The organism is Streptomyces atratus, assembly GCF_900119365.1.
GTDB lineage: Bacteria > Actinomycetota > Actinomycetes > Streptomycetales > Streptomycetaceae > Streptomyces > Streptomyces atratus_B.
The window spans coordinates 74305-94889 of sequence record NZ_FPJO01000010.1 but is presented as its reverse complement, the minus strand read 5'-3'; the positions used below and the strand labels follow the sequence as shown (position 1 = coordinate 94889).

At 71.0% G+C, this 20585-nt stretch carries 22 protein-coding genes and 1 pseudogene; 16 read left to right on the top strand and 7 right to left on the bottom strand.

All coding sequences use genetic code 11. From position 1 onward, the window contains the following. Positions 1–23: 23 nt before the first annotated feature. Positions 24–428: pseudogene (locus tag BT364_RS18820) on the top strand (acyl-CoA thioesterase); the annotation flags it as partial. Positions 429–443: 15 nt separating this feature from the next. Here the strand turns inward: BT364_RS18820 and BT364_RS18815 are convergent. Then, positions 444–695 (bottom strand): DUF6011 domain-containing protein, encoded by a 252-nt coding sequence (locus BT364_RS18815; RefSeq protein WP_072486341.1) that lies wholly within the window; start codon positions 693–695, stop codon positions 444–446. A 69-nt stretch (positions 696–764) separates the two neighbouring features. Between BT364_RS18815 and BT364_RS18810 the strand changes: the two genes are divergently transcribed. Then, the gene (locus BT364_RS18810) at positions 765–1430 is read left to right on the top strand and encodes a hypothetical protein (protein ID WP_072486340.1); all 666 of its coding nucleotides are present in this window, start codon (positions 765–767) and stop codon (positions 1428–1430) included. A gap of 38 nt (positions 1431–1468) precedes the next feature. On the opposite strand, the gene BT364_RS18805 is transcribed toward BT364_RS18810, so the two are convergent. Both BT364_RS18805 and BT364_RS18800 read right to left on the bottom strand, forming a co-directional pair. Continuing rightward, positions 1469–1765: an SHOCT domain-containing protein gene (locus BT364_RS18805; RefSeq protein WP_072486339.1), complete on the bottom strand. Its 297-nt coding sequence runs from the start codon at positions 1763–1765 to the stop codon at positions 1469–1471. 76 nt (positions 1766–1841) lie between these two features. Further along, entirely contained in the window at positions 1842–2291 is a 450-nt protein-coding gene (locus BT364_RS18800) for a DUF6325 family protein (RefSeq protein WP_177328164.1), read from the bottom strand. A gap of 236 nt (positions 2292–2527) precedes the next feature. Here BT364_RS18800 and BT364_RS18795 point away from each other — a divergent pair, with 236 nt between their 5' ends. From BT364_RS18795 to BT364_RS18780, 4 genes are all read left to right on the top strand, one after another. Further along, complete coding sequence (locus BT364_RS18795; RefSeq protein WP_072486338.1) at positions 2528–4297, top strand: cation:proton antiporter; 1770 nt, start codon at positions 2528–2530, stop codon at positions 4295–4297. A 279-nt stretch (positions 4298–4576) separates the two neighbouring features. Continuing rightward, positions 4577–5530: a DUF389 domain-containing protein gene (locus tag BT364_RS18790; protein WP_072486337.1), complete on the top strand. Its 954-nt coding sequence runs from the start codon at positions 4577–4579 to the stop codon at positions 5528–5530. A 147-nt stretch (positions 5531–5677) separates the two neighbouring features. After that, on the top strand, positions 5678–7123 hold the full coding sequence (locus BT364_RS18785; RefSeq protein ID WP_371268614.1) for a DUF2252 domain-containing protein: 1446 nt from the start codon (positions 5678–5680) through the stop codon (positions 7121–7123). A gap of 169 nt (positions 7124–7292) precedes the next feature. Further along, positions 7293–8624, top strand: a complete 1332-nt coding sequence (locus BT364_RS18780; RefSeq protein WP_072486336.1) for a chloride channel protein — start codon at positions 7293–7295, stop codon at positions 8622–8624. Between the two features lie 18 nt (positions 8625–8642). On the opposite strand, the gene BT364_RS18775 is transcribed toward BT364_RS18780, so the two are convergent. Continuing rightward, the gene (locus BT364_RS18775) at positions 8643–9083 is read right to left on the bottom strand and encodes a DUF7144 family membrane protein (protein WP_072486335.1); all 441 of its coding nucleotides are present in this window, start codon (positions 9081–9083) and stop codon (positions 8643–8645) included. 157 nt (positions 9084–9240) lie between these two features. Here BT364_RS18775 and BT364_RS18770 point away from each other — a divergent pair, with 157 nt between their 5' ends. The 3 genes from BT364_RS18770 (at position 9241) to BT364_RS18760 (ending at position 11133) form a co-directional block, all read left to right on the top strand. Continuing rightward, positions 9241–9822 carry a helix-turn-helix domain-containing protein gene (locus BT364_RS18770; RefSeq protein WP_072486479.1) on the top strand — a complete coding sequence of 194 codons (582 nt, stop codon included), beginning with the start codon at positions 9241–9243 and terminating at the stop codon, positions 9820–9822. Between the two features lie 49 nt (positions 9823–9871). Further along, positions 9872–10414: a GNAT family N-acetyltransferase gene (locus BT364_RS18765; RefSeq protein ID WP_072486334.1), complete on the top strand. Its 543-nt coding sequence runs from the start codon at positions 9872–9874 to the stop codon at positions 10412–10414. A 230-nt stretch (positions 10415–10644) separates the two neighbouring features. Beyond that, positions 10645–11133, top strand: coding sequence for a glutathione peroxidase (locus tag BT364_RS18760; RefSeq protein WP_072486333.1), 489 nt, complete (start codon positions 10645–10647; stop codon positions 11131–11133). Between the two features lie 78 nt (positions 11134–11211). Here BT364_RS18760 and BT364_RS18755 read toward each other — a convergent pair whose 3' ends face one another. Further along, a complete protein-coding gene (locus BT364_RS18755) occupies positions 11212–12438 on the bottom strand; it encodes an acyl-CoA dehydrogenase family protein (protein ID WP_072486332.1) in 1227 nt (408 codons plus the stop codon). 174 nt (positions 12439–12612) lie between these two features. Here BT364_RS18755 and BT364_RS18750 point away from each other — a divergent pair, with 174 nt between their 5' ends. Next, the gene (locus BT364_RS18750) at positions 12613–13263 is read left to right on the top strand and encodes a TetR/AcrR family transcriptional regulator (protein WP_072486331.1); all 651 of its coding nucleotides are present in this window, start codon (positions 12613–12615) and stop codon (positions 13261–13263) included. Positions 13264–13277: 14 nt separating this feature from the next. Here BT364_RS18750 and def read toward each other — a convergent pair whose 3' ends face one another. Then, positions 13278–13823, bottom strand: coding sequence for a peptide deformylase (gene def, locus BT364_RS18745; RefSeq protein ID WP_177328163.1), 546 nt, complete (start codon positions 13821–13823; stop codon positions 13278–13280). Positions 13824–13937: 114 nt separating this feature from the next. Between def and BT364_RS18740 the strand changes: the two genes are divergently transcribed. The 6 genes from BT364_RS18740 (at position 13938) to BT364_RS18720 (ending at position 18829) form a co-directional block, all read left to right on the top strand. Next, on the top strand, positions 13938–15176 hold the full coding sequence (locus tag BT364_RS18740; protein ID WP_072486330.1) for a Mur ligase family protein: 1239 nt from the start codon (positions 13938–13940) through the stop codon (positions 15174–15176). A gap of 34 nt (positions 15177–15210) precedes the next feature. After that, positions 15211–15939 carry a type 1 glutamine amidotransferase gene (locus tag BT364_RS18735; RefSeq protein ID WP_072486329.1) on the top strand — a complete coding sequence of 243 codons (729 nt, stop codon included), beginning with the start codon at positions 15211–15213 and terminating at the stop codon, positions 15937–15939. A 143-nt stretch (positions 15940–16082) separates the two neighbouring features. Next, the gene (locus tag BT364_RS18730) at positions 16083–17111 is read left to right on the top strand and encodes a 6-phosphofructokinase (RefSeq protein ID WP_072486328.1); all 1029 of its coding nucleotides are present in this window, start codon (positions 16083–16085) and stop codon (positions 17109–17111) included. Between the two features lie 111 nt (positions 17112–17222). Next, positions 17223–18173 (top strand): cytochrome c oxidase assembly protein, encoded by a 951-nt coding sequence (locus tag BT364_RS18725; RefSeq protein WP_072486327.1) that lies wholly within the window; start codon positions 17223–17225, stop codon positions 18171–18173. Between the two features lie 66 nt (positions 18174–18239). Continuing rightward, the gene (locus BT364_RS40210) at positions 18240–18398 is read left to right on the top strand and encodes a hypothetical protein (RefSeq protein WP_107408259.1); all 159 of its coding nucleotides are present in this window, start codon (positions 18240–18242) and stop codon (positions 18396–18398) included. 185 nt (positions 18399–18583) lie between these two features. Continuing rightward, positions 18584–18829: a cupredoxin domain-containing protein gene (locus BT364_RS18720; protein ID WP_371268619.1), complete on the top strand. Its 246-nt coding sequence runs from the start codon at positions 18584–18586 to the stop codon at positions 18827–18829. Between the two features lie 48 nt (positions 18830–18877). Here the strand turns inward: BT364_RS18720 and BT364_RS18715 are convergent, their stop codons facing one another. Next, a complete protein-coding gene (locus tag BT364_RS18715; protein WP_256260049.1) occupies positions 18878–20410 on the bottom strand; it encodes an alkaline phosphatase D family protein in 1533 nt (510 codons plus the stop codon). Between the last annotated feature and the right edge of the window lie 175 nt (positions 20411–20585).

Sequence of the window (20585 nt, the reverse complement as noted above, 5' to 3'; positions counted from 1 at the left end):
ATCTGTAGTCCAGTGCCTAGGGGCAGCCCTTCGACATCCGGTACGTCGACCGGCTGCGCTGGACGAAGGAGGAGGTCAAGGGCGCCGACCCGCGCAGCGCGGTGTGGATGCGCGCGGTCGGCCCGCTGGGCGACGACCCCCTGGTGCACACCTGCGCGCTGACGTACGCCAGCGACATGACGCTCCTCGACGCGGTCCGTATCCCGGTGGAGCCGTTGTGGGGGCCGCGCGGCTTCGACATGGCGTCGCTGGACCACGCGATGTGGTTCCACCGCCCGTTCCGGGCCGACGAGTGGTTCCTGTACGACCAGGAGTCGCCGGTCGCCACCGGCGGGCGGGGACTGGCTCGTGGCCGGATCTACGACCGCGGCGGCAATCTGCTGGTGTCCGTGGTGCAGGAGGGGCTGTTCCGCCGTCTCGGCGAATAGGGCCTTCCGTCTGGCTCAGATGCCGGGCAGCGGGTCCTGCTCGACCTCGTGGCGGCGGGTGCGGATGTCCGGCGGCGCGGGGTGGAGTTTAGCGTCGCAGGCGGGGCCGAGGCCGGTGCGGCGTGACTCCGTACCGGTGAGCGGGCGGCCGCACATGCGGCAGCGCACCACTTCTCGCCGGGCGGTACGGCCGGCCGGGTCGTCCTCGGGCGAGGGCTCGGTGCCGGTGCCTGGGAAGGGCTCGGGGAAGATCTCGGCGGATTCCACGGATCGATCTTCTCAGGACGCCCGTCTACTGTGCGACGTCCGAGCAGCGCACAACGGAGGAGTTCACTGGTGAGCAGCGTGCTGACATTGAAGCGGGTCGGGGTGGAGGTCTCGCCCGTCGGCCGTGTCGTCGAGTTCGCCGACGCGCCCGGCGGCGGGTCCCGGGTGGTCGCCCATGTGGAGCGCGAACTGCCGGAGGGCGGGATACCGGCGTATCTCGCGGCCCGCAAGACGGGGGTGCGCTCCTTCGTCCTGTGGGCCGACCCCGAGCGCCGGGCCCGGCTGGCCACCCTGGTCACCGCGTCCGCGGCCGACGGCGTCGCCACGTACCGGGTGCTGGACGCGCAGGGCGAGCTGATCGGGACACTCGTCCGTGAGAAGGCCCTGCACGGCAAGGGTCTGCGGACCCGCTGGACGGTCGCCCAGGCCGGCTGCCCGGAGGCGGTCGGCTTCAAGGGCCGGATCTTCTGGTGGTACGTGTGGTGGCTGCTGCTCCCCATCCAGGTGGCGATCGGCGTGGGCAGCCTCCTGAGCGGCGGGGGCGATGCGGCACGCGGGCCTCGGCGCATCATCTGGCGGGCCGGCCGGGAGGTTCCGCTGGAGTTCTTCTCGGACGACGACGAGATCCATGTCCACGCGCCGTGGGTCGACCGGCGGCTCGCAGCCGCGCTGAGCGCGCTGATCCGCACCTTCGACAGCTGGATGGGCACGCCCTGGGACGACAAGCGCACCTGAGCCGGGTGCACGGGGCCGCGCCGCGCCGGCCTGACCGGTCAGGAGGTGAGGATCCTGGCCTTCTGGGCCTCGAACTCGCTCTCGCTCAGCACTCCCTGGCTCTTGAGGTCGCCGAGATCCTTGAGCTGGGCGATCTTGTTGCTCATCTCGTCCTCCGGCGGGAGGGAGGCGGGCGCGGGGGGCGGGGGCGCCGCGGCGGCCTGCTGGGCCTGCGCCTGCTCGGCGTCCTGGCGCGCCCAGCGGCCCGCCTGCCGCCGGGAGACCCGGTTGGAGACCGAGGTGGCGGTTCCGGCGATCACCGCTGTACGGGCGACGCCACGAAGAAGGCCTGGCATGGTGCATCTCCTTTGACTGGCTCTGCGGGGACGGCTCGCGGTCCGCTGCGCGGTACGGCCGGCCCGGAACGGCGGCTCAGGCCCTGGACCCGGCCTCGGCCGCGTCGAGCGACGCCAGGATGTCCTGGACCGGGATGCGCCCGTTGGCGACGAGGCGTCCCCCGGAGCGGCGCAGGGCGGCCGCGAGCGGTCCGGCCCACACGTTCTCGTAGATGACGATCCCGGCGGCGCTGCCGGGTTCGAGGACCGCGCTCACCTCGTCGATGTCGTCCCGGCCGAGCAGGCCGGAGGACACCCCTTCGAAGACGGCGAGGTCTTCCTGGCCGTTCGCGGTCAGCTCGGAGAGTTCCACGCCGTCCACCGTTCCGTCCTGGTTCTTCCTGACGAAGACCAGATCCAGGATCCGGATGATTCCCCGGTCGACCAGGTCGACCAGCAGGGGCAGTCCCTCGCCCGTCATCCGGCTTCCCGGGAACTCGATCACCAGGTAGTCGATCGGCCCCGTCTCGTCGGTCTCGCTGCTCACACCGGCTCCTCAGAATCTCGACTGCCCCACGTCCGGCCGGGGCCTGTGCCTCCGTCATTGGAGCAGTGGGCGGGCCGGTGCGCATCTCGGTCGGGTCCACGGGGGGGCGCGGACCCGTTGGGCCGTCGGAGGGACAGGGGGTCACTCCGACGGCCCAGTGGCGCGAGCCCCGACCCGCCTCCCCGCCACCGCCGCCCATGGTTGCCGGGCAGCACGGCGTCCGAGGAGGCACGGAGATGACGGCCGACGAAGTGATGGTGGGCGTGGGCCTCATCGTGGTTCTGGCGGTCGGCTCCCAGCTGGTGGCGAGCAGGCTGCGAGTGCCCGCGCTGCTGATCCTGCTGCCGGTCGGCTTCACCGCCGGGGCGCTGACGGACGACGTCAACCCCGAGAAGCTGCTGGGCGAGGCGTTCTCCCCGCTGGTCTCCCTCGCGGTGGCGGTGATTCTCTACGAGGCCGGGCTCGGCCTGAAGATCGGGCGGCTGCGGGGCCATATGCGTCGCATCGTGGTCAGGCTGATCTGGCTGGGGGCGCTCATCACCTGGCTGTCCGCCGCGCTGTTCGCCATGCCGGTGTTGAGCATGTCCAAGGGCGCGGCGGTGATGCTGGGCGCGATCCTCGTCGTGTCCGGGCCGACGGTCGTCGGACCGCTGCTCAATTTCGTACGGCCCTCCGAGCGGCTGCAACGCGTCCTGATCTGGGAGGGCTCCCTGATCGACCCGGTCGGCGGCATCCTGGGGGCGCTGGTCTTCCACGCCGTCGTCGCCGGTGAACTCAAGGGGTTCGGGAGCCAGGTGGAGCAGTTCTCGGCCAGCGCCGCGGTGGGTGCGGTGGGCGGCGTGGTCGGGGCGGGTGTGCTGTGGCTGCTGCTGCGCCGTGCCCGGCTGAGCGAGGAGCTGGCCACATCCGCGCAGATCGCCGCGGTGATCGGGATCGCGGCCGCCTGCGACGCGCTCCGCGAGGACACCGGGCTCATCTCCGCGGTCGTGATGGGAATGGCCATGGCGAATCTGCCGGGCCTGGACCTTCCGGCCCGGCGGCCGTTCCTGGACACACTGGTCTCGCTGATCATCGGTCTGCTGTTCATCTCCATCTCGGCCACGGTCACCCCGGCCTCGCTGCGGCATGTGGTGCTGCCCTCGCTGGCGCTGGTCGCCCTGCTGGTCCTGGTGGTGCGCCCGCTCGTGGCGCTGGTGTCGACGGCCGGGACCGATGTCCGCGGCGGCGAGCGTTGGTTCATCGGGTGGATGGCCCCGCGCGGCATCGTCGCCGCGGCGACCGCCTCCACGTTCTCGGCGACTCTGGTGGCGCGGGGCGTCGACGGTGCCGAACGGATTCTGCCCGCGACCTTCGTGGTGATCGTCGCCACCGTCACGCTGTACGGCCTGACGGCGTTTCCGGTCGCCCGGCGGCTCGGGGTGCTGCGCCCGTCCCGGTCCCGGCCGCTGCTGGTGGGCGGTTCGCCCTGGGCGGTCGACCTGGGGCGCGCGCTGAACTCGGCGGGGCTGGACGTGCTGATGTGGGCGGGCGCCGAGCGTCAGCGGGCCCGGATCGAGGAGGCCGGGCTGCCGCTGGCGCCGGGCGAACTGCTCGCGGCGGCCTCCGGTGCCGGGGCGGAGCTGGAGGGCATCACCGGTGTGCTGCTGCTCACCGAGGAGGACGACTTCAACGCACTGGCCGCCATGACGCTGCGGGAGAGCGTCGAGGGCCCGGTCCACCGTCTCTCACCGGGCGCCGACAGCCAGGGCGTGGTGGCGCCGTACACCGGCGGCGAGCCCCTCTTCCGTACCGGTCTGACCGGGCCGGAGCTGGCCCGCCGGTACGAGGCCGGGGCCCGGGTGCTGACGCGGCGGGCCGACGGAGCCGTCCCGGCCGGGCACGACGTGCTGTTCGTCGTACGCGCCGACGGGCGGCTCGCCCCGGTCACCCACGCGCACACCCCGGATGTCCGGCCGGGCGACACCGCCGTCCTTCTCGGTCCCCCGTCGCGGCCTCCGTCGCCCTGAGCGCCGTCAGCCACGTTCCCGCAGCAGCGAGGCGTCCAGCACTCCGCCGTCGTAGTACTGGACGAAGGCCTGCTCGGACTCGCTCCAGCCCCGTTCCATGACCTGTTCGAGAACGGCATCCCTGACCCGTCGTGATCACCCGCTCGGGCCGCCCGGCCACCGGGCGGCCCGGATTGCCCGCCGTCGCGCTTGCGGCGTTACTGGAGGGAGGAGGGACTGCCCGCGCACACGGGCCGGCCGTGACCGGCGGCGCCGGGGCGGGATTCGTGGAGGTTCAGGATGGACATGATCCATGTCCGCGCGGTGAGCCCGCCGGACGTGACCGACCAGGTGGTGGACCGGCTGGCCGGTGATCCCTGTGTGCTGAATCTGATGGTGCAGCCGGGTGCGGCACGCAATCCGGACGGCGACGGCATCGCGTGCGACGTGCTGACGGGAGCGGCCAATGACGTGCTGCGCAGCCTGCGCACACTGCACCTGGACCGGCGCGGCTCCATCGTCATCGAGCCGGTGGACATGGTCTTCTCCGGCCGGGCGGCCGAGGCCGGAACCGAGCGGCTCGGGCCACTGGCCCGCGCACCCGTGTGGGAGCAGGTGGAGGCCCGCATCCGCGCCGAGGGGAGGTACCCGCCGAGTTTCTATCTGTACCTGGTCATCGCCGGCCTCATCGGTTCGGTCGGGATCGTCACCAACTCCCAGATCCTGATTGTCGCGGCGATGGTCGTCGGCCCCGAGTACGGTGCCATCGTCAGCGTCGCCCTGGGCATCGACCGGGGCGACCGGCAAAGGATCCGGCAGGGGCTGACGGCTCTGTTCACGGGCCTTTCGCTGACGGTCCTCGTCACCTTCCTCTTCAGTCTCCTGATCCGCGGCTTCGGTCTCCAGTCGGCGGCGTTCGAAGCGGGGCTCCGGCCGGTCTCCAACCTGATCAACACCCCCAACTTCTTCTCGGTCGCGGTGGCGACACTGGCCGGCATCGTAGGCATCGTGTCCCTCACCGAGGCCCGGACGAGCGCCCTGCTGGGCGTCTTCATCTCGGTCACGACCATCCCGGCCGCCGCGGACCTCAGCGTCTCCATCGCGTTCACCAGCTGGTCCGATGCCCGGGGTTCGCTGATCCAACTGCTGGTCAACATCGCGGTGCTGATCGTGGTGGGCACGGCCGCGCTCAAGTGTCAGCGGGCGATCTGGCGACGGGTGGGCCTCCGCCACGGCCGCCCGGACCGGCGGTAGCGGTCCGGGCGTGGGACGTGACGGGCGGCGTCCAGATGATGCCGGAACCAGGGCGACCCGCGATGATCGGACTCAGGGCGCAGCTGTGCCGACCGGTGTGGTGCGGCGGGAGCGGTCCACGCCCGTGAAGCAGTCAGGAGGGCTCCGATGCCCCAGGACCCGGACCCGATGCCCCCGGACGCGGTCTCGACGCTCAGAACGGCACCGGATGCGACCCCTGAGGAGCGAGCGGCCCGCGGCAGGGCGGCCCGGCGCCGAACGCCGCGGTCGAGCCATGCCGAGTTCGAGCCGCCGCCCGGCCGCCCCGGCCCGCTGGCCGTCCTCGAAGCCCAGTCCGCGACCGGGCTGCCCGAGCTCGTACCGATCCGCTACGGACGGATGGCCGAGTCCCCCTTCCGCTTCTACCGGGGCGCCGCCGCGATCATGGCCTCCGATCTGGCCACGACCGGGGATTCCGGGATCCGGGCCCAACTGTGCGGGGACGCCCACCTGATGAACTTCGGGCTGTTCGCCTCGCCGGAGCGGAATCTGCTGTTCGACATCAACGACTTCGACGAGACGTCGCCCGGCCCCTGGGAGTGGGACGTCAAACGTCTGGCGGCCGGCTTCGTCATCGCGGGCCGGGCGAACGGCTTCACCGACAGGGAACGCGCGGACATCGTGCTGACCACGGTGAGGTCGTACCGGGAGTCGATGATCCGGTTCGCCGGCATGCGCAATCTCGACGTGTGGTACTCACGGATCGACATCCGCGGGCTCGAAACGCTGGCATCCGGGCAGTTGGCGAAGCGCGGCCGCAAGAGGCTGGCACGGGCCGCGGCGAAGGCCCGCACACGGGACAGTCTGCAGGCCTTCGACAGACTCACCGAGACCGTGGACGGCCGGCCGCGCATCGCGGCGGACCCGCCGCTGCTCGTACCGGTCGCCGATCTGCTCCCGGAGGGCGAGCGCGACGCGACGCAGGAGCAGTTCCGCGAACTGATCAGGCGCTACGGACGGAGCCTGCCGTCGGACCGGCGGACCCTGCTCTCCGATTTCCGCTTCGTGGACATGGCGCGCAAGGTGGTCGGCGTCGGCAGTGTCGGCAAGCGTTGCTGGGTCGTCCTGATGCTCGGCCGGGACGGCGGGGATCCGCTCCTCCTCCAGGCCAAGGAGGCCTGCACCTCGGTGCTCGCGCCCCACGCCGGCCCCGGCCCGTACCGGAATCAGGGCGAGCGCGTGGTCGCGGGCCAGCGGCTGATGCAGGCGGCGGGCGACATCTTCCTCGGCTGGGAGCGGGTGGAAGGGATCGACGGCAGGCGCCGCGACTTCTACGTACGCCAGTTGCGCGACTGGAAGGGGACCGTCGAGCCGGAGGACATGGTGCCGTCCGACATGCGGGTGTTCGGCGAGGCGTGCGGCACCACACTGGCCCGCGCCCACGCGCGTTCCGGCGACCGGATCGCCATCGCTGCGTATCTGGGGCGCGGCCGCTCGTTCGACCGGGCGCTGACGCGTTTCGCCGAGAAGTACGCCGACCGGAACGAGCGCGACCACCGGGCCCTCGTCGACGCGGTGCGGGCCGGGCGGCTTCCCGCGGCCGAGGACGTCTGAGCCTCCCAGGAGCCGCCCGCCCGCTGGTCCAGGCGAATGGCAGTACCGGAATCAGCGCGGGCACACAGCGGGTGTGCCACGGCGGAAACCGCGCACTGTGTTATCTCCTTGTGGACGCTTGCGGGACAGCGCGTTCCGGACGGGTTGCGACGCCGAGGAGACAACGACCATGTCGACCGAGCCCGCCGCAGCACCGGCCACGGCGACGGACCCCTCCGCGCTGATCCGCACCCGTGGTTACGCCGTGCTCCTGGTGATGGCGGCGGGTATCGGAGTCCCGGTCTCGGCAGTGGCCTTCGGTTTCCTCGCGCTCGTCCACGAACTCCAGTCACTGACCTACCACGAGCTGCCCCGGGCGCTCGGCTTCACCGGTACGCCGTCCTGGTGGCCGATGCCGCTGCTCGCCGTGGCGGGCCTGCTGGTCGGGCTGACCGTCCGCCACCTTCCCGGGCAGGGCGGTCACCCGCCCGCCGACGGCATGGAGAGCACGGGGGCGCCCCCGGCGCCGCAACTGCCCGGCATCGCACTGGCGGCGCTCGCCTCGCTGGGGCTCGGTGCGGTGCTCGGTCCCGAGGCACCGCTCATCGCGCTCGGCGGTGGACTGGCCGTGTGCGCGGCGCGGCTGGTCAGGCCCGGCATCGAGCCCGGCGCGCGTGCCGTGATGGGAGCCGCAGGAAGCTTCGCCGCCATCAGCGCGCTGCTGGGGTCGCCGCTCCTGGGGGCCTTTCTCCTGATGGAGACCTCGGGGCTGGCCGGGATGATGCTCGGCATGGTGCTGGTGCCCGGTCTGCTGGCGTCCGGTGTCGGGGCGCTCATCTTCACCGGACTCGGCTCGTGGACCGGGCTCGGGACGTACTCCCTGGCACTGCGTCATGTGCCCCGGGCCGAGGGACCCGACCTCGCGCAGTTCGGCTGGGCGCTCGTCCTGGGCCTGGCGGCGGCCCTGGCCGGTACGGGCATCCAGCGGCTCGCCGTGTTCCTCCAGGAGCGGGTGGAGCGGCGGACCGTGGTGGCCACCGCCGTCATGGGCCTGGTCGTCGGTGCGGCCGCCCTCGTGTACGCGGAAGGCACCGGGAGGGAGGCGTCCGGCGTGCTGTACTCGGGGCAGGACGCCCTCGATCCGCTGCTGGCCCGGAGCGCGGGGTACTCGGTGGGCGCGCTCGCGCTGCTGGTCGTCTGCAAGGCGCTGGCGTACTGCGCGTCCCTGAGCAGCTTCCGAGGAGGCCCCGTCTTCCCGGCGATGTTCGTGGGTGCGGCGGGCGGCGTCGCCCTGTCCCATCTCCCGGGGCTGAGCCTCACGTCGGGCTTCGCGATGGGCATCGGCGCCATGTGTGTGGCGATGCTGAGGCTCCCGATGACGTCGGTGCTGCTGGCGACACTGCTGCTGGGGTCCGAGGGCCTCACCGTCATGCCGCTCGTGATCGTCTCGGTGGTGGTCTCCTACGTCGTCACGCTCCGGCTCGCGCCGTGCCCCGCCGCCGCCCGGCCGGATCGAGGATGACGGTCCCCTGCCGTGACCTCAGACGCTCTTCTCCTCCTCCTGCGGATTCGCGCACAGCGCCCAGATGATGAAGACGTTGATGGCGATGAGCACGATGGACCAGAGCGGGTAGTAGGGCAGCCAGAGGAAGTTGGCGAGTGCGCCCAGGCCCGCGAGCACGATGCCCGCCACACGGGCCCAGGCGGCTCCGGTGAACAGCGCGCAACCGGCGAGAACGATGACGACGCCGAGAGCGAGATGGATCCAGCCCCAGCCGGTGAGGTTGAAGCGGAACACATAGTCGCGCGTGGCGATGAACACGTTGCTCCTGGCGATGGCCGCGATTCCCTCGAAGATCGCCATCGCGCCGCCGAAGATCATCAGCACCGCCGCGAAGGCGGTCCAGCCGATCCGGAAGGGGTGGTTCAAGCTCGGGGCGGCGTGGGGCGCCATGCTCGGTCCGTTGGCGGTACTTGCCATCGCGACCTCCTCGGGTAGCGGAGCAACCCGGTGGGCCGAATGGCCACCGGGGCCCCCCGAACAAGGGTGTCACGTCGGCGCCCGGTCGGCAGTACGACCGTTTCCGGGGCCGCCGCCATGACACGACACGTCTCCAGACAGGGATATTGTCTCCATGATGAGAGAGACCGATGAGACGGAGCCCGGCTCCGTCGATGCCCGGCTCGCCGCGCGGCTGGGCGAACTGCGCGCCGAACGCGGCTGGTCCCTGGACGAGCTCTCGCGGCGCAGCGGGGTGAGCCGCTCCACGCTGTCCCGGCTGGAGCGCGGCGAGTTGAGCCCGACCGCCGCCCTGCTCGGCAAGTTGTGCACGGTCTACGGACGGACGATGTCCCGGCTGCTGCTGGAGGTGGAGGCGGATCCCCCGCAACTCGTCCCGGCCGCACGGCAACCGGTCTGGCGGGACGAGGCGTCGGGGTTCGTACGCCGCTCGGTGTCGCCACCGCACACCGGCCTGCGCGCGGAGGTCATCGAGGGCACCCTCGCCCCGGGGGCCGCCATCGCGTACGAGAACGCACCGGTGTCCGGCGTGGAGCAGCACGTCTGGGTCCTGGAGGGAATGGTCGAGATCACCGTCGACGGCACGGTGCACACGGTGCGCAGCGGCGACTGTCTCCGGTTCCGGCTGCGCGGCCCCTCACACTTCCACTGCCCGGGTCCGGAGCAGGTCCGCTATGCCCTGATGATCGTTCTGCCATGACGGCCAGGCAGGCCGCGAAGACCGTGAAGGCTGCGAAAGGACTCCGCACATGACCGGGATCACCCCCGTGTGCGCCCCCGAACTGGTCACCTACGCCGATGAGTTGGCGGCTCTCCTGGTGGACACCGTGAACGGCGGGTCGTCGGTGGGCTTCCTCGCGCCGCTGGACCGTGACACGGCCGCCGCCTGGTGGCGGGAGAGGGCCGGGGCCGTCGAGGCCGGCCTGCTTCAGGTCTGGATCGCCCGCGACGCGGAGCGGGTCGCGGGAACCATCGGCCTGGTCCGGACCCAACTGCCCAACGCCCGCCACCGTGCGGAGGTGGCCAAGCTGATGGTGCGTCCGTCGGCCCGCGGCCGGGGCCTCGGCCGGTCGCTGCTCGACGCCGTCGAGCGCTCGGCCGCCGGAACGGGCGTCACACTGCTGGTCCTGGACACCGAGAGCGGAAGTCCGGCCGAGCGGCTCTACCGTTCGGCGGGCTGGACGGAGTGCGGTTCGGTCCCGGACTACGCCGGAGACCCGGCCGGGGTCCTGAAGCCGACGACGCTCTACTACAAGGCGATCGGCTCCGCGCACCCAGCGCCTTCCCGGTGACGGGGCGAGCGCCGGTCCTCGTGCCGATCTCCTGGGCGGGGCACAGGAGTTCGACGCCCGGCTCACATCGTACGCGGGTCGCTCATCGGGGTCATGCCGCGTTCGACGCGGCGGCGGGACTCCCGCAGGTCGGCGGCGTGCGCGGGCTCCGGGCGCCGACGACCGGCTTCCTACGGACCGGCTCGGGGCGTGACAATGACTGCGGAAGTCACATCTACGAGGAGACCCTCATGACGCTGCACGACATCCCGCTGCGCACCCTCACCGGCGAGCCCACCTCCCTGGCCGACTACAGCGGCAAGGTGGTCCTGTTGGTGAATGTCGCGTCCAAGTGCGGGCTCACCCCGCAGTACGCGGGCCTGGTGAAGCTCCAGAACGAGTACGCGGACCGCGGCTTCACCGTACTCGGCGTGCCGTGCAACCAGTTCGCAGGCCAGGAGCCGGGGAGCCCGGAGGAGATCCAGACCTTCTGCTCGACGACGTACGGGGTCAGCTTCCCGCTGCTGGAGAAGACCGATGTGAACGGCGACGGGCGCCACCCGCTCTACGCCGGGCTGACCCAGCTGGCGGACGCGGACGGCGAGGCCGGTGACATCCAGTGGAACTTCGAGAAGTTCCTCATCTCCCCGGCGGGCGAGCCGGTCGCGCGTCTGCGCCCGCGCGTCGAGCCGGAGTCGCCCGAGCTCGTCACGGCCATCGAGTCCCTCCTGCCGGCCTGACGTACCGCGCCCCCGGTCGCCGGACGGGCCGGAATCCAGGACCGTCCGGCGACCGGGGGCAGCCCCGGCGGGACGGTCTCAGCGGATCGGCATGCCCGAGAGGGTGCGGGCGATGACCAGTCGCTGGATCTCGCTCGTGCCCTCGAAGATCGTGTAGATCGCCGCGTCCCGGTGCATCCGCTCCACCGGGTACTCACGGGTGAAGCCGTTGCCGCCGAGGATCTGGACGGCCTGGGCGGTGACCTTCTTCGCCGTCTCGCTCGCGTACAGCTTGGACATGGAGCCCTCGGCCGAGGTGAACGGCTTGCCGGTGGTCGCCATCCACGAGGCGCGCCAGACCAGCAGCCGGGCCGCGTCGATCTGCGTACGCATGTCGGCGAGCTGGAAGGCGATGCCCTGGTTGTCGATGATCGGGCGGCCGAACTGGGTGCGGGTCTTCGCGTAGTCCAGCGCCACCTCGTACGCCGCGCGGGCGGTACCGACCGCCATCGCGCCGACCGCGGGGCGGGACGCCTCGAAGGTGGCCATCGCGGCGTTCTTCACCCGCTCGCCACCGGAGGCGGCGCGCTCGCGGGCCCGGGCCAGGCGCTGGTCGAGCTTCTCCTTGCCCCCGAGCAGGCAGTGACCGGGAACCCGGACGTCCTCCAGGACGACCTCGGCGGTGTGCGAGGCGCGGATGCCGTGCTTCTTGAACTTCTGGCCCTGGGAGAGGCCGGGGGTGTTCGGCGGCACGATGAACGAGGCGTGCCCCTTGGAACCCAGCTCGGGGTCGACCACGGCGACGACGACATGGACGCCCGCGATGCCGCCGTTGGTCGCCCAGGTCTTGGTGCCGTTCAGCACCCACTCGTCCTTGGCCTGGTCGTACACCGCGCGGGTGCGCATCGAGGCGACGTCGGAACCCGCGTCCGGCTCGGAGGAGCAGAAGGCCGCGACCTTCACGTCATCGGCGTCGCCGTACATCTGCGGGATCCAGGTGCCGATCTGCTCCTCGGTGCCGTTGGCGAGGACGCCCACGGCCGCCAGGCCCGTACCGACGATGGACAGGGCGATGCCCGCGTCCCCCCAGAAGAGCTCCTCCATCGCCATCGGGATGCCGAGCCCCGTCGGGTCGAAGAACTGCTGGGCGTAGAAGTCGAGGGAGTAGATGCCTGCCTTGGCCGCCTCCTGGATGACGGGCCAGGGCGTTTCCTCACGCTCGTCCCACTCCGAAGCCGCCGGACGGATCACATCCGCGGCGAAGCCGTGAAGCCAGTCACGGACCTGCTTCTGGTCATCGTTGAGTTCGAGCGTGAACTCCGCCATGTTCCCCTCCACGTACTGCCGTGAAAAAACCACTCGTTACTTGCGGTAACCGCAGTCTGTTACCGGCAAGTAGCCCCTGTCAACCGCCCCGGCTGCCATCCGCACCGCGCTGGGCAGGGTGTTACGTTGCGCAGGCAGGACGCATTTGCACGGCCAGGGGCGGGGAGAGGCGACATGGAGAGCACACGACAGGCAGAGCGCCAGCGGACAGCGGCCGAGAGCCGCCGCCGCGAGCTGCTCGAAGCCGCCGACCGCGTGGTGCTCAGAGACGGGCCGGGGGCCTCGATGAACGCCATCGCGGCGGAGGCCGGCATCACCAAACCCATTCTCTACCGGCACTTCGGTGACAAGGGCGGGCTCTACCGCGCCCTCGCCAAGCGTCACACCGACGCCCTGCTGATCGCCCTGCGGGCGGCGCTCGACGCGCCCGCCGAGCGCCGCCGGCGCGTCGAGTCGACGCTCGACACCTATCTCGCGGCGATCGAGGCCCGCCCGCAGGTCTACCGCTTCCTGATGCACCCGGCCGACGACGCGGCGCCCGCCACGGAGCAGGGCTTCGACGTCGGACGGCACTCGGCGCCGCTGCTGCGCCGGCTCGGCGAGGAACTCGCCCTGGTGATCGCCGAGCGGGTGGACCTGGGCCCGGACAGCGAGGCCATGGCGCGCATCTGGGGCCACGGCATCGTCGGCATGATGCACGCGGCGGGCGACTGGTGGCTGGGCGAACGCCCCTGCTCCCGCGAGCAGTTGGTGAGCAGCCTGGCCGATCTGCTGTGGGGCAGGCTGTCCGCCGCGGACGACCGGCCGGGCGGCCCCGGATTCTGAGGCCGCGGACGCGGTCAGCCGGTGCGCGCCCAGGGCGCCCGGCGGGCCGCGCGCAGCGCCCTCCTGCGGCGCAGCCCGGTCAACCGGTCGGTGTAGACCTCGCCTTCGAGGTGGTCGCACTCGTGCTGGAGGCAACGCGCGAAGAAGCCGGTTCCGGTGACCCGGACCGGCTCGCCGTCGACGGTGAAGCCCTCGACGACGGCCCGGTCGAACCGCGGGGTGGCCGCTTCGAGACCGGGCAGCGAGAGACAGCCCTCCGGGCCGCGTACGGTGATGCCGTCGGCCTCGACGAGCCGCGGGTTGACGAGATGCCCGAGGTACCGGACATCGTCGTCGTCCGGGCAGTCGTAGACGAACACCCGCAGCGGAACGCCGATCTGGTTGGCCGCGAGGCCGACGCCCTCGGCCGCGTACATCGTGGCGTACATGTCCTCGACGAGGCGGGCGAGGGAGGGGCCGAAGTCCGTGACGGGTTCGCAGGTCGCGTGCAGCACCGGATCACCGAGCAGGCTCATGGCACGAATCAGTCCGGAACTGCCGGGGATCGGGCGGTTTCGCATGGCCGCAATCGTACGTTCCACGTGACCTCCACCTTCCCGGCGGTGCCAGGGTGCGGTCGCCGCGCCGGACATCGATAGGCTGGGCGCGGACCGATGCAAGGAGGATCTAGGACGATGGCAGGCAACACGGAGCCGCTGTCGCCGCGGGCCAAGCTGGCCGTGACGGCGGGAAAGGCCGCGGCGGCGGTGTCACGCGCCGCCGGGCGCGGCAGCGGATCGGTGATCGGCGGCCGGGTGGCGCTCAAGCTCGACCCCGACCTGCTGGGGCGGCTGGCGCAGCACCTGGACGTGATCCTCGTGTCGGCGACGAACGGCAAGACGACGACCACCCGGCTGATCGCCGAGGCACTGCGGGCCGCGGGCCCGGTCGTGTCGAACGCGCTCGGCGCCAACATGCCGGCGGGCATCACCTCGGCGCTGGCGGGGGGCTCTGACGCGCAGTACGGCGTGATCGAGGTCGACGAGAAGTATCTCGCCGGAGTCGCGCGCGACACGACGCCGAAGGTGATCGCACTGCTCAACCTCTCCCGCGACCAGCTGGACCGCGCGGCGGAGACCCGGATGCTGGCGGAGAAGTGGCGTGAGGGGCTGTCCGGCTCGAAGGCCGTGATCGTCGCGAACGCGGACGACCCGCTGATCGTCTGGGCCGCTTCCTCCTCCCCCAATGTGGTGTGGGTCGCGGCGGGACAGGCGTGGAAGGACGACGCCTGGTCCTGCCCCGCCTGCGGCGGTGTGATGCAGCGCCCCGGCGACGACTGGTTCTGCGGTGAGTGCGGATTCCGCAGGCCCGCGCCCAGCTGGGTCCTGCACGGCGACTACGTCCTGGACCCGCACGGTTCGGCCTGGCCGATCCACCTCCAGCTGCCCGGCCGCGCCAACAAGGCCAACGCCACCAGCTCCGCCGCCGTGGCCGCCGTCTTCGGTGTGCCGCCGCAGGTCGCGCTGGAGCGGATGTACCAGGTGCAGGCCGTCGCGGGCCGCTACGACGTGGTGTCCTTCCTCGGCCGTGAGCTGCGGCTGCTGCTGGCGAAGAACCCGGCGGGCTGGCTCGAAACGTTCTCCCTGATCGACCCGCCGCCCACGCCGGTGATCCTCTCCGTCAACGCCCGCGGCGCGGACGGCACGGACACCTCCTGGCTGTGGGACGTGGACTACACCCAGCTCGCCGGTCACCCGATCTTCGTGCTCGGCGATCGCAAGCTGGACCTGGCGGTCCGCCTCGAAGTGGCCGGTCTCGACTTCCGGGTCTGCGAGAACCTCGACGAGGCCGTGCAGCAGGCCCCGCCCGGCCGTATCGAGGTCATCGCCAACTACACCGCCTTCCAGGATCTGCGCCGTCGTGTCGGCAACTGACCCCGGCCCCGGCCACCTCCGGAGAGGACGAAGCATGAGCAACAACGGTCTGCGTCTGGTCTGGGTCTACCCCGACCTCCTCAGCACCTACGGCGACCAGGGCAACGCGCTGGTGGTGGAGCGCCGGGCCCGGCAGCGCGGTCTCGACGTGCAGCGCGTCGACGTGCGCAGCGACCAGCCGGTTCCGACGTCCGGCGACATCTATCTGATCGGCGGCGGTGAGGACCGGCCGCAGCGTCTCGCTGCGGAGCGGCTGCGCCGTGACGGCGGGCTCAGCCGGGCCGCGTCGAACGGCGCGATCATCTTCTCGGTCTGCGCCGGCTACCAGATCCTCGGCCACGAGTTCATCAATGACCTCGGCGACCGCGAGCCCGGCCTCGGGCTGCTCGACGTGGTCTCCACCCGTGGCGAGGGTGCCCGGTGCGTCGGTGACGTACTGGCCGACATCGACCCGCGGCTCGGCCTGCCGCCGCTGACCGGTTTCGAGAACCACCAGGGCGTCACCCATCTCGGCCCGACGGCACGGCCGTTCGCCCGGGTGCAGTTCGGCCGGGGCAACGGCACCGGTGACGGCACCGAGGGCGCGTACAACGACACCGTCTTCGGTACGTACATGCACGGCCCCGTGATGGCGCGCAACCCGCAGATCGCGGACCTGCTGCTGAAGCTGGCCCTCGATGTGAACGCGCTGCCGCCGACGGACGAACGCTGGTACGAGGCGCTGCGCGCCGAGCGCATCGCCTCGGCCACACAGCCCGCCTGATGAGGCGTATTTCGCTCGTCTGAGCGGAGTCCAGCAGGCGGACGCCCGGTTCGGTCCCGCCACCCTGCGCCGGTAGGGTGGCGGGGATCCAACCGGACGACGTGGTCCGGTCGTCGGCCCACGTTGCAAAGGTTTCCCGGGCAATGCGAATTGGTGTGCTCACCTCCGGCGGCGACTGCCCCGGCCTCAACGCCGTCATCCGTTCCGTCGTGCACCGTGCGGTGGTCGACCACGGCGACGAGGTCATCGGCTTCCACGACGGGTGGAAGGGCCTCCTCGACGGCGACTACCGCAAGCTCGACCTCGACGCGGTCGGCGGCATCCTCGCCCGGGGCGGCACGATCCTCGGCTCCTCCCGGGTCCAGCCCGCCCATCTGCGGGGCGGCGTGGAACAGGCCAGGGGCCATGTCTCCGATCTCGGCCTCGACGCGATCATCCCGATCGGTGGCGAGGGCACGCTGAAGGCGGCCAACCTGCTCTCCGAGGCGGGGCTGCCGATCGTCGGCGTACCGAAGACCATCGACAACGACATCGCCTCCACGGATGTGACCTTCGGCTTCGACACGGCCGTCGGTGTCGCGACCGAGGCGCTCGACCGGCTGAAGACGACCGCCGAATCGCACCAGCGGGTGCTGATCGTCGAGGTCATGGGCCGCCACACCGGCTGGATCGCGCTGCACTCGGGCATGGCGGCCGGTGCGCACGCCATCGTCGTGCCGGAGCGCCCGTTCGACATCGACGAGCTGACCGAGGTGGTCGGCAAGCGGTTCTCGGCCGGCAAGAAGTTCGCGATCGTCGTCGTCGCCGAGGGCGCCAAGCCCCGCGAGGGCACGTCCATGGAGATCGAGCAGGGCACCAAGGACATCTACGGGCACGAGCGGTTCGCCGGGATGGCCACGCAGCTCTCCACCGAGCTGGAGCAGCGCCTCGGTAAGGAGGCCCGTCCGGTGATCCTCGGCCATGTGCAGCGCGGCGGCACGCCGACCGCGTACGACCGGGTGCTCGCCACCCGTTTCGGCTGGCACGCGGTGGAGGCCGCGCACCGCGGTGAATTCGGCATGATGACGGCGCTGCGCGGCACGGACATCGTGATGGTGCCGCTGGGCGAGGCAGTGGAGACGCTGAAGACCGTCCCGGGCGAGCGGTACGCCGAGGCGGAATGCGTGCTCTGAGCGACACCCTGTCCCATGAACTGCCCCCGGCCGCGGCTGCGGCCGGGGGCAGTTCTACTCTGGTCGGGACAACCGGCACGAAACGGGGACGCCCCCAGCAGGAGTGAACAGATGGATCACAGCGGGCACGGCATGAACATGGATATGCCGCCGTTCACGCTGGGACGTGGACTCCAATTCTCCGCGGACCCCTTCTTCCTCATCGGCTGTGTTCTCGGCATCGGCCTGTACGGGTACGCCGTGCTGCGGCTGCGCAGACGCGGTGACGACTGGCCGGTCGGCCGGATCGTGTTCTTCGTCGTCGGCGTGCTGAGCATCGCCCTGATGATGTGCACCAAGCTCAACGACTACGGCATGGTCATGTTCAGCGTGCACATGGTGCAGCACATGGTGATCAGCATGCTGTCGCCGATCCTGCTGCTGCTGGGCGCCCCGGTGACGTTGGCTCTGCGTGCGCTGCCGGTCGCGGGCCGTGGCCGCACAGGTCCGCGCGAGCTGCTGCTCAAGCTGCTGCACAGCCGGTACATGAGGATCATCACGCATCCGGCCTTCACGATCCCGATCTTCATCGCCAGTTTGTACGGGCTGTACTTCACCCCGCTCTTCGACTTCCTGATGGGCTCGAAGACCGGTCACATCGCGATGATGGTGCACTTCCTCGCGGTCGGCCTGGTGTTCTTCTGGCCGATCATGGGTGTCGACCCGGGGCCGCACCGGCCCGGCTATGTGATGCGGATGCTGGAGCTGTTCGCCGGGATGCCGTTCCACGCGTTCTTCGGTATCGCGCTGATGATGGCGACGACTCCGATGGTGGGAACGTACAAGCATCCGCCGGCCTCGCTGGGCATCGACGCGCTGAGCGATCAGGGCTGGGCGGGCGGGATCGCCTGGGCCTTCAGCGAGATCCCGTCGGTGCTGGTGCTGATCGCGCTGGTCTTCCAGTGGTACCGCTCCGAGCAGCGGACGGCGAAGCGCTCGGACCGTCGGGCCGACCGGGACGGTGACCAGGAGCTGAAGGCGTACAACGCCTATCTCGCCTCATTGCAGGCACGCGGGCAGTAGCGGTGGGCATGCCTCAGGGGTGACGATGGCATCCACGGCCGCACGGCCGATGAGGAGGGTGCGGGCATGTCCGGATCCACGAAGGCCATGGGAGTGCTCACGCTGACCGCCCTGGTCGTGGTCACCGCCTACACGGTGGCGCTGGGGAGCAGTGGCTGGCTCTGGTTCGGCTGGGTGGTGCTCGGCCTGATCACCCTGGGGATGGCGGCGACGCGCGAATCCTGAGTGCGGGGAGCTGCCGTCGGGCCGTCCGGCGCACCGGCCGCCTACCGCGGTACGCCGGACGGATTCGGGCTGCGGGTCACTCAGAGCGCCTGCCCCTTTCCCGGTCGCGGGGCTCCTGACGTTCGGGCCACAGTGCCGTCGGACCGGCGGCCCCGTCGGCCGTCTCCTCCCCGGTCGGCAAGGCGCTGATCACGATCAAGGACTTCACGTTCGAGCCGGCCCGCCCCGCGGTCGCGCCGGGGACTCCGATCACGGTGGTCAACAAGGACCCAGAGACCCACACCCTGACCGCCACCGGCGGCAAGGCCTTCGACACCGGCAAGGTGGCGTCCGGGCAGACGGTCACCTTCACGGCCCCGGACAAGGCGGGCTCGTACCCGTTCATCTGCACCTTTCACCCGTACATGAAGGGGACGCTCACCGTCCGGTGAACCACGTGGGCGGCGCCCCATTTCCGGGGCACCGCCTCCCTGCTGCGTTCAGGCCTGCTGCAGACCCGGCCGGCCGGCCTCGGTCACGTAGGAGGTCCGGGTCGAGACGGGTGCGCCGGGGGTGGTCACGTACGGCAGGACCCGGAAATCGGCGCGGCAGCTGTCCCGGGTCAGCTCGCAGCGTACGTAGCCGCGCTGGAAGTTGGTGAACTTGATGTGCTCGTTGGCGGCGAGCAGCTTGGCACCTGAGGGGTCCAGGTCCATCCCGTCCTTGGTGGTGGAGATGGACGAGCCGACGAACTCGACACCGAGCGTGGGCGACCCCGGGTCGTCGAAGTTCTGCTTGAGATCGGCGGCGAGGTGGCGGTGCATGTCACCGGTGAGGACGACGGGGTTGCTCACGTTGCGGTCGGTTATCTCCTTGAACAGCCGTTGGCGGGCGTCCACGTAGCCGTCCCAGAAGTCCATCACGAATGCCTGGCCGGGGCCGGGGTCGGTGTCGACCTGGGTCACGGGGATCTGCTGGGAGATCATGTTCCATGTCGTGTCGGAGCGTCCGAGGCCGCTGTACAGCCACTGCTCCTGCTCGGGGCCGAGGATGGTGCGGCCGGGCGTCAGCCGTTCGTCGCAGCCGCTCTTGATGCCGTCGCCGCAGGGCTGGTCGTCTCGGAAGAGCCGGGTGTCGAGGATGTGGAAGGTGGCCATCCGCCCGTAGCGCAGACGGCGGTACATCCGGGCCTCGAAGCCGTTCGGCTTGTTCGGCAGCCGCAGCGGCAGGTGCTCGTAGTACGCCTGGAACGCGGCGGCCGCACGCTCGCGGAAGACCGCCGGGTCCTGGTCGGGTTCGTTGTCGGCCTTGGACTTGTCGCGTGCCCAGTTGTCCTCGACCTCGTGGTCGTCCCAGACGAGGGCGAACGGGTGGGCCTGGTGGGCGGCGATGAGGTCGGGGTCGAAGTGGTGGAGGGCGTGGCGGTTGCGGTACTGGACGAGGTTCATCGGCTCGGGGCGCAGCTCGGCGGCGACGGGGACGTTGCGTACGCCGCCCATGGCGTCGATGGCGTTCTCGTAGATGTAGTCGCCGAGGTGCAGGACCAGATCGACGTCCTCCTCGGCGAGGTGCCGGTAGGCGGTGTAGAAGCCCTCGAACCACGCCTGGCAGGAGACGAAGGCGAAGTCCAGCTCCCGGGGCCGGCTGTGCGGCGGGGGCGCGGTGCGGGTGCGCCCGACGGGGCTGAGCATGCCGCCGGCGCGGAAGCGGTAGTAGTAGTGCCGGCCGGGCTGGAGTCCGGAGACCTCGACGTGGACGGAGTGGGCGAGTTCGGGCACCGCACGGGTCCGTCCCCGGCGTACGACGGACCGGAAGCGGTCGTCGCGGGCGACCTCCCACTGCACGTCGAAGGCGTACGGCGGCATGCCGCCGCTTCCGTCGGGCGCGAGGGGCTGGGGAGCGAGGCGGGTCCACAGGACGACCCCGTCCGGCCACGGGTCGCCGGACGCCACGCCCAGGGTGAACGGATCCTCGTGGAAGGGCGCGTCACCCCAGGCCCTGCCCGCCGACAGGCCGGCCGCGGCGAGGGCCATACCGACTGTCCCGCCGAGCATCGCCCGTCTTCCGAACCCTCCGGTACCACCTGACCCACTGTTCATTTGCATGAAACTCGTCCCTTCGTCGAACGGAATTCCGCCCGGTACGAGGTGGGATCGGCACGTGATTTCACGCCCGTCCATGTGGTAATCACAGCGTGGATATCACAGG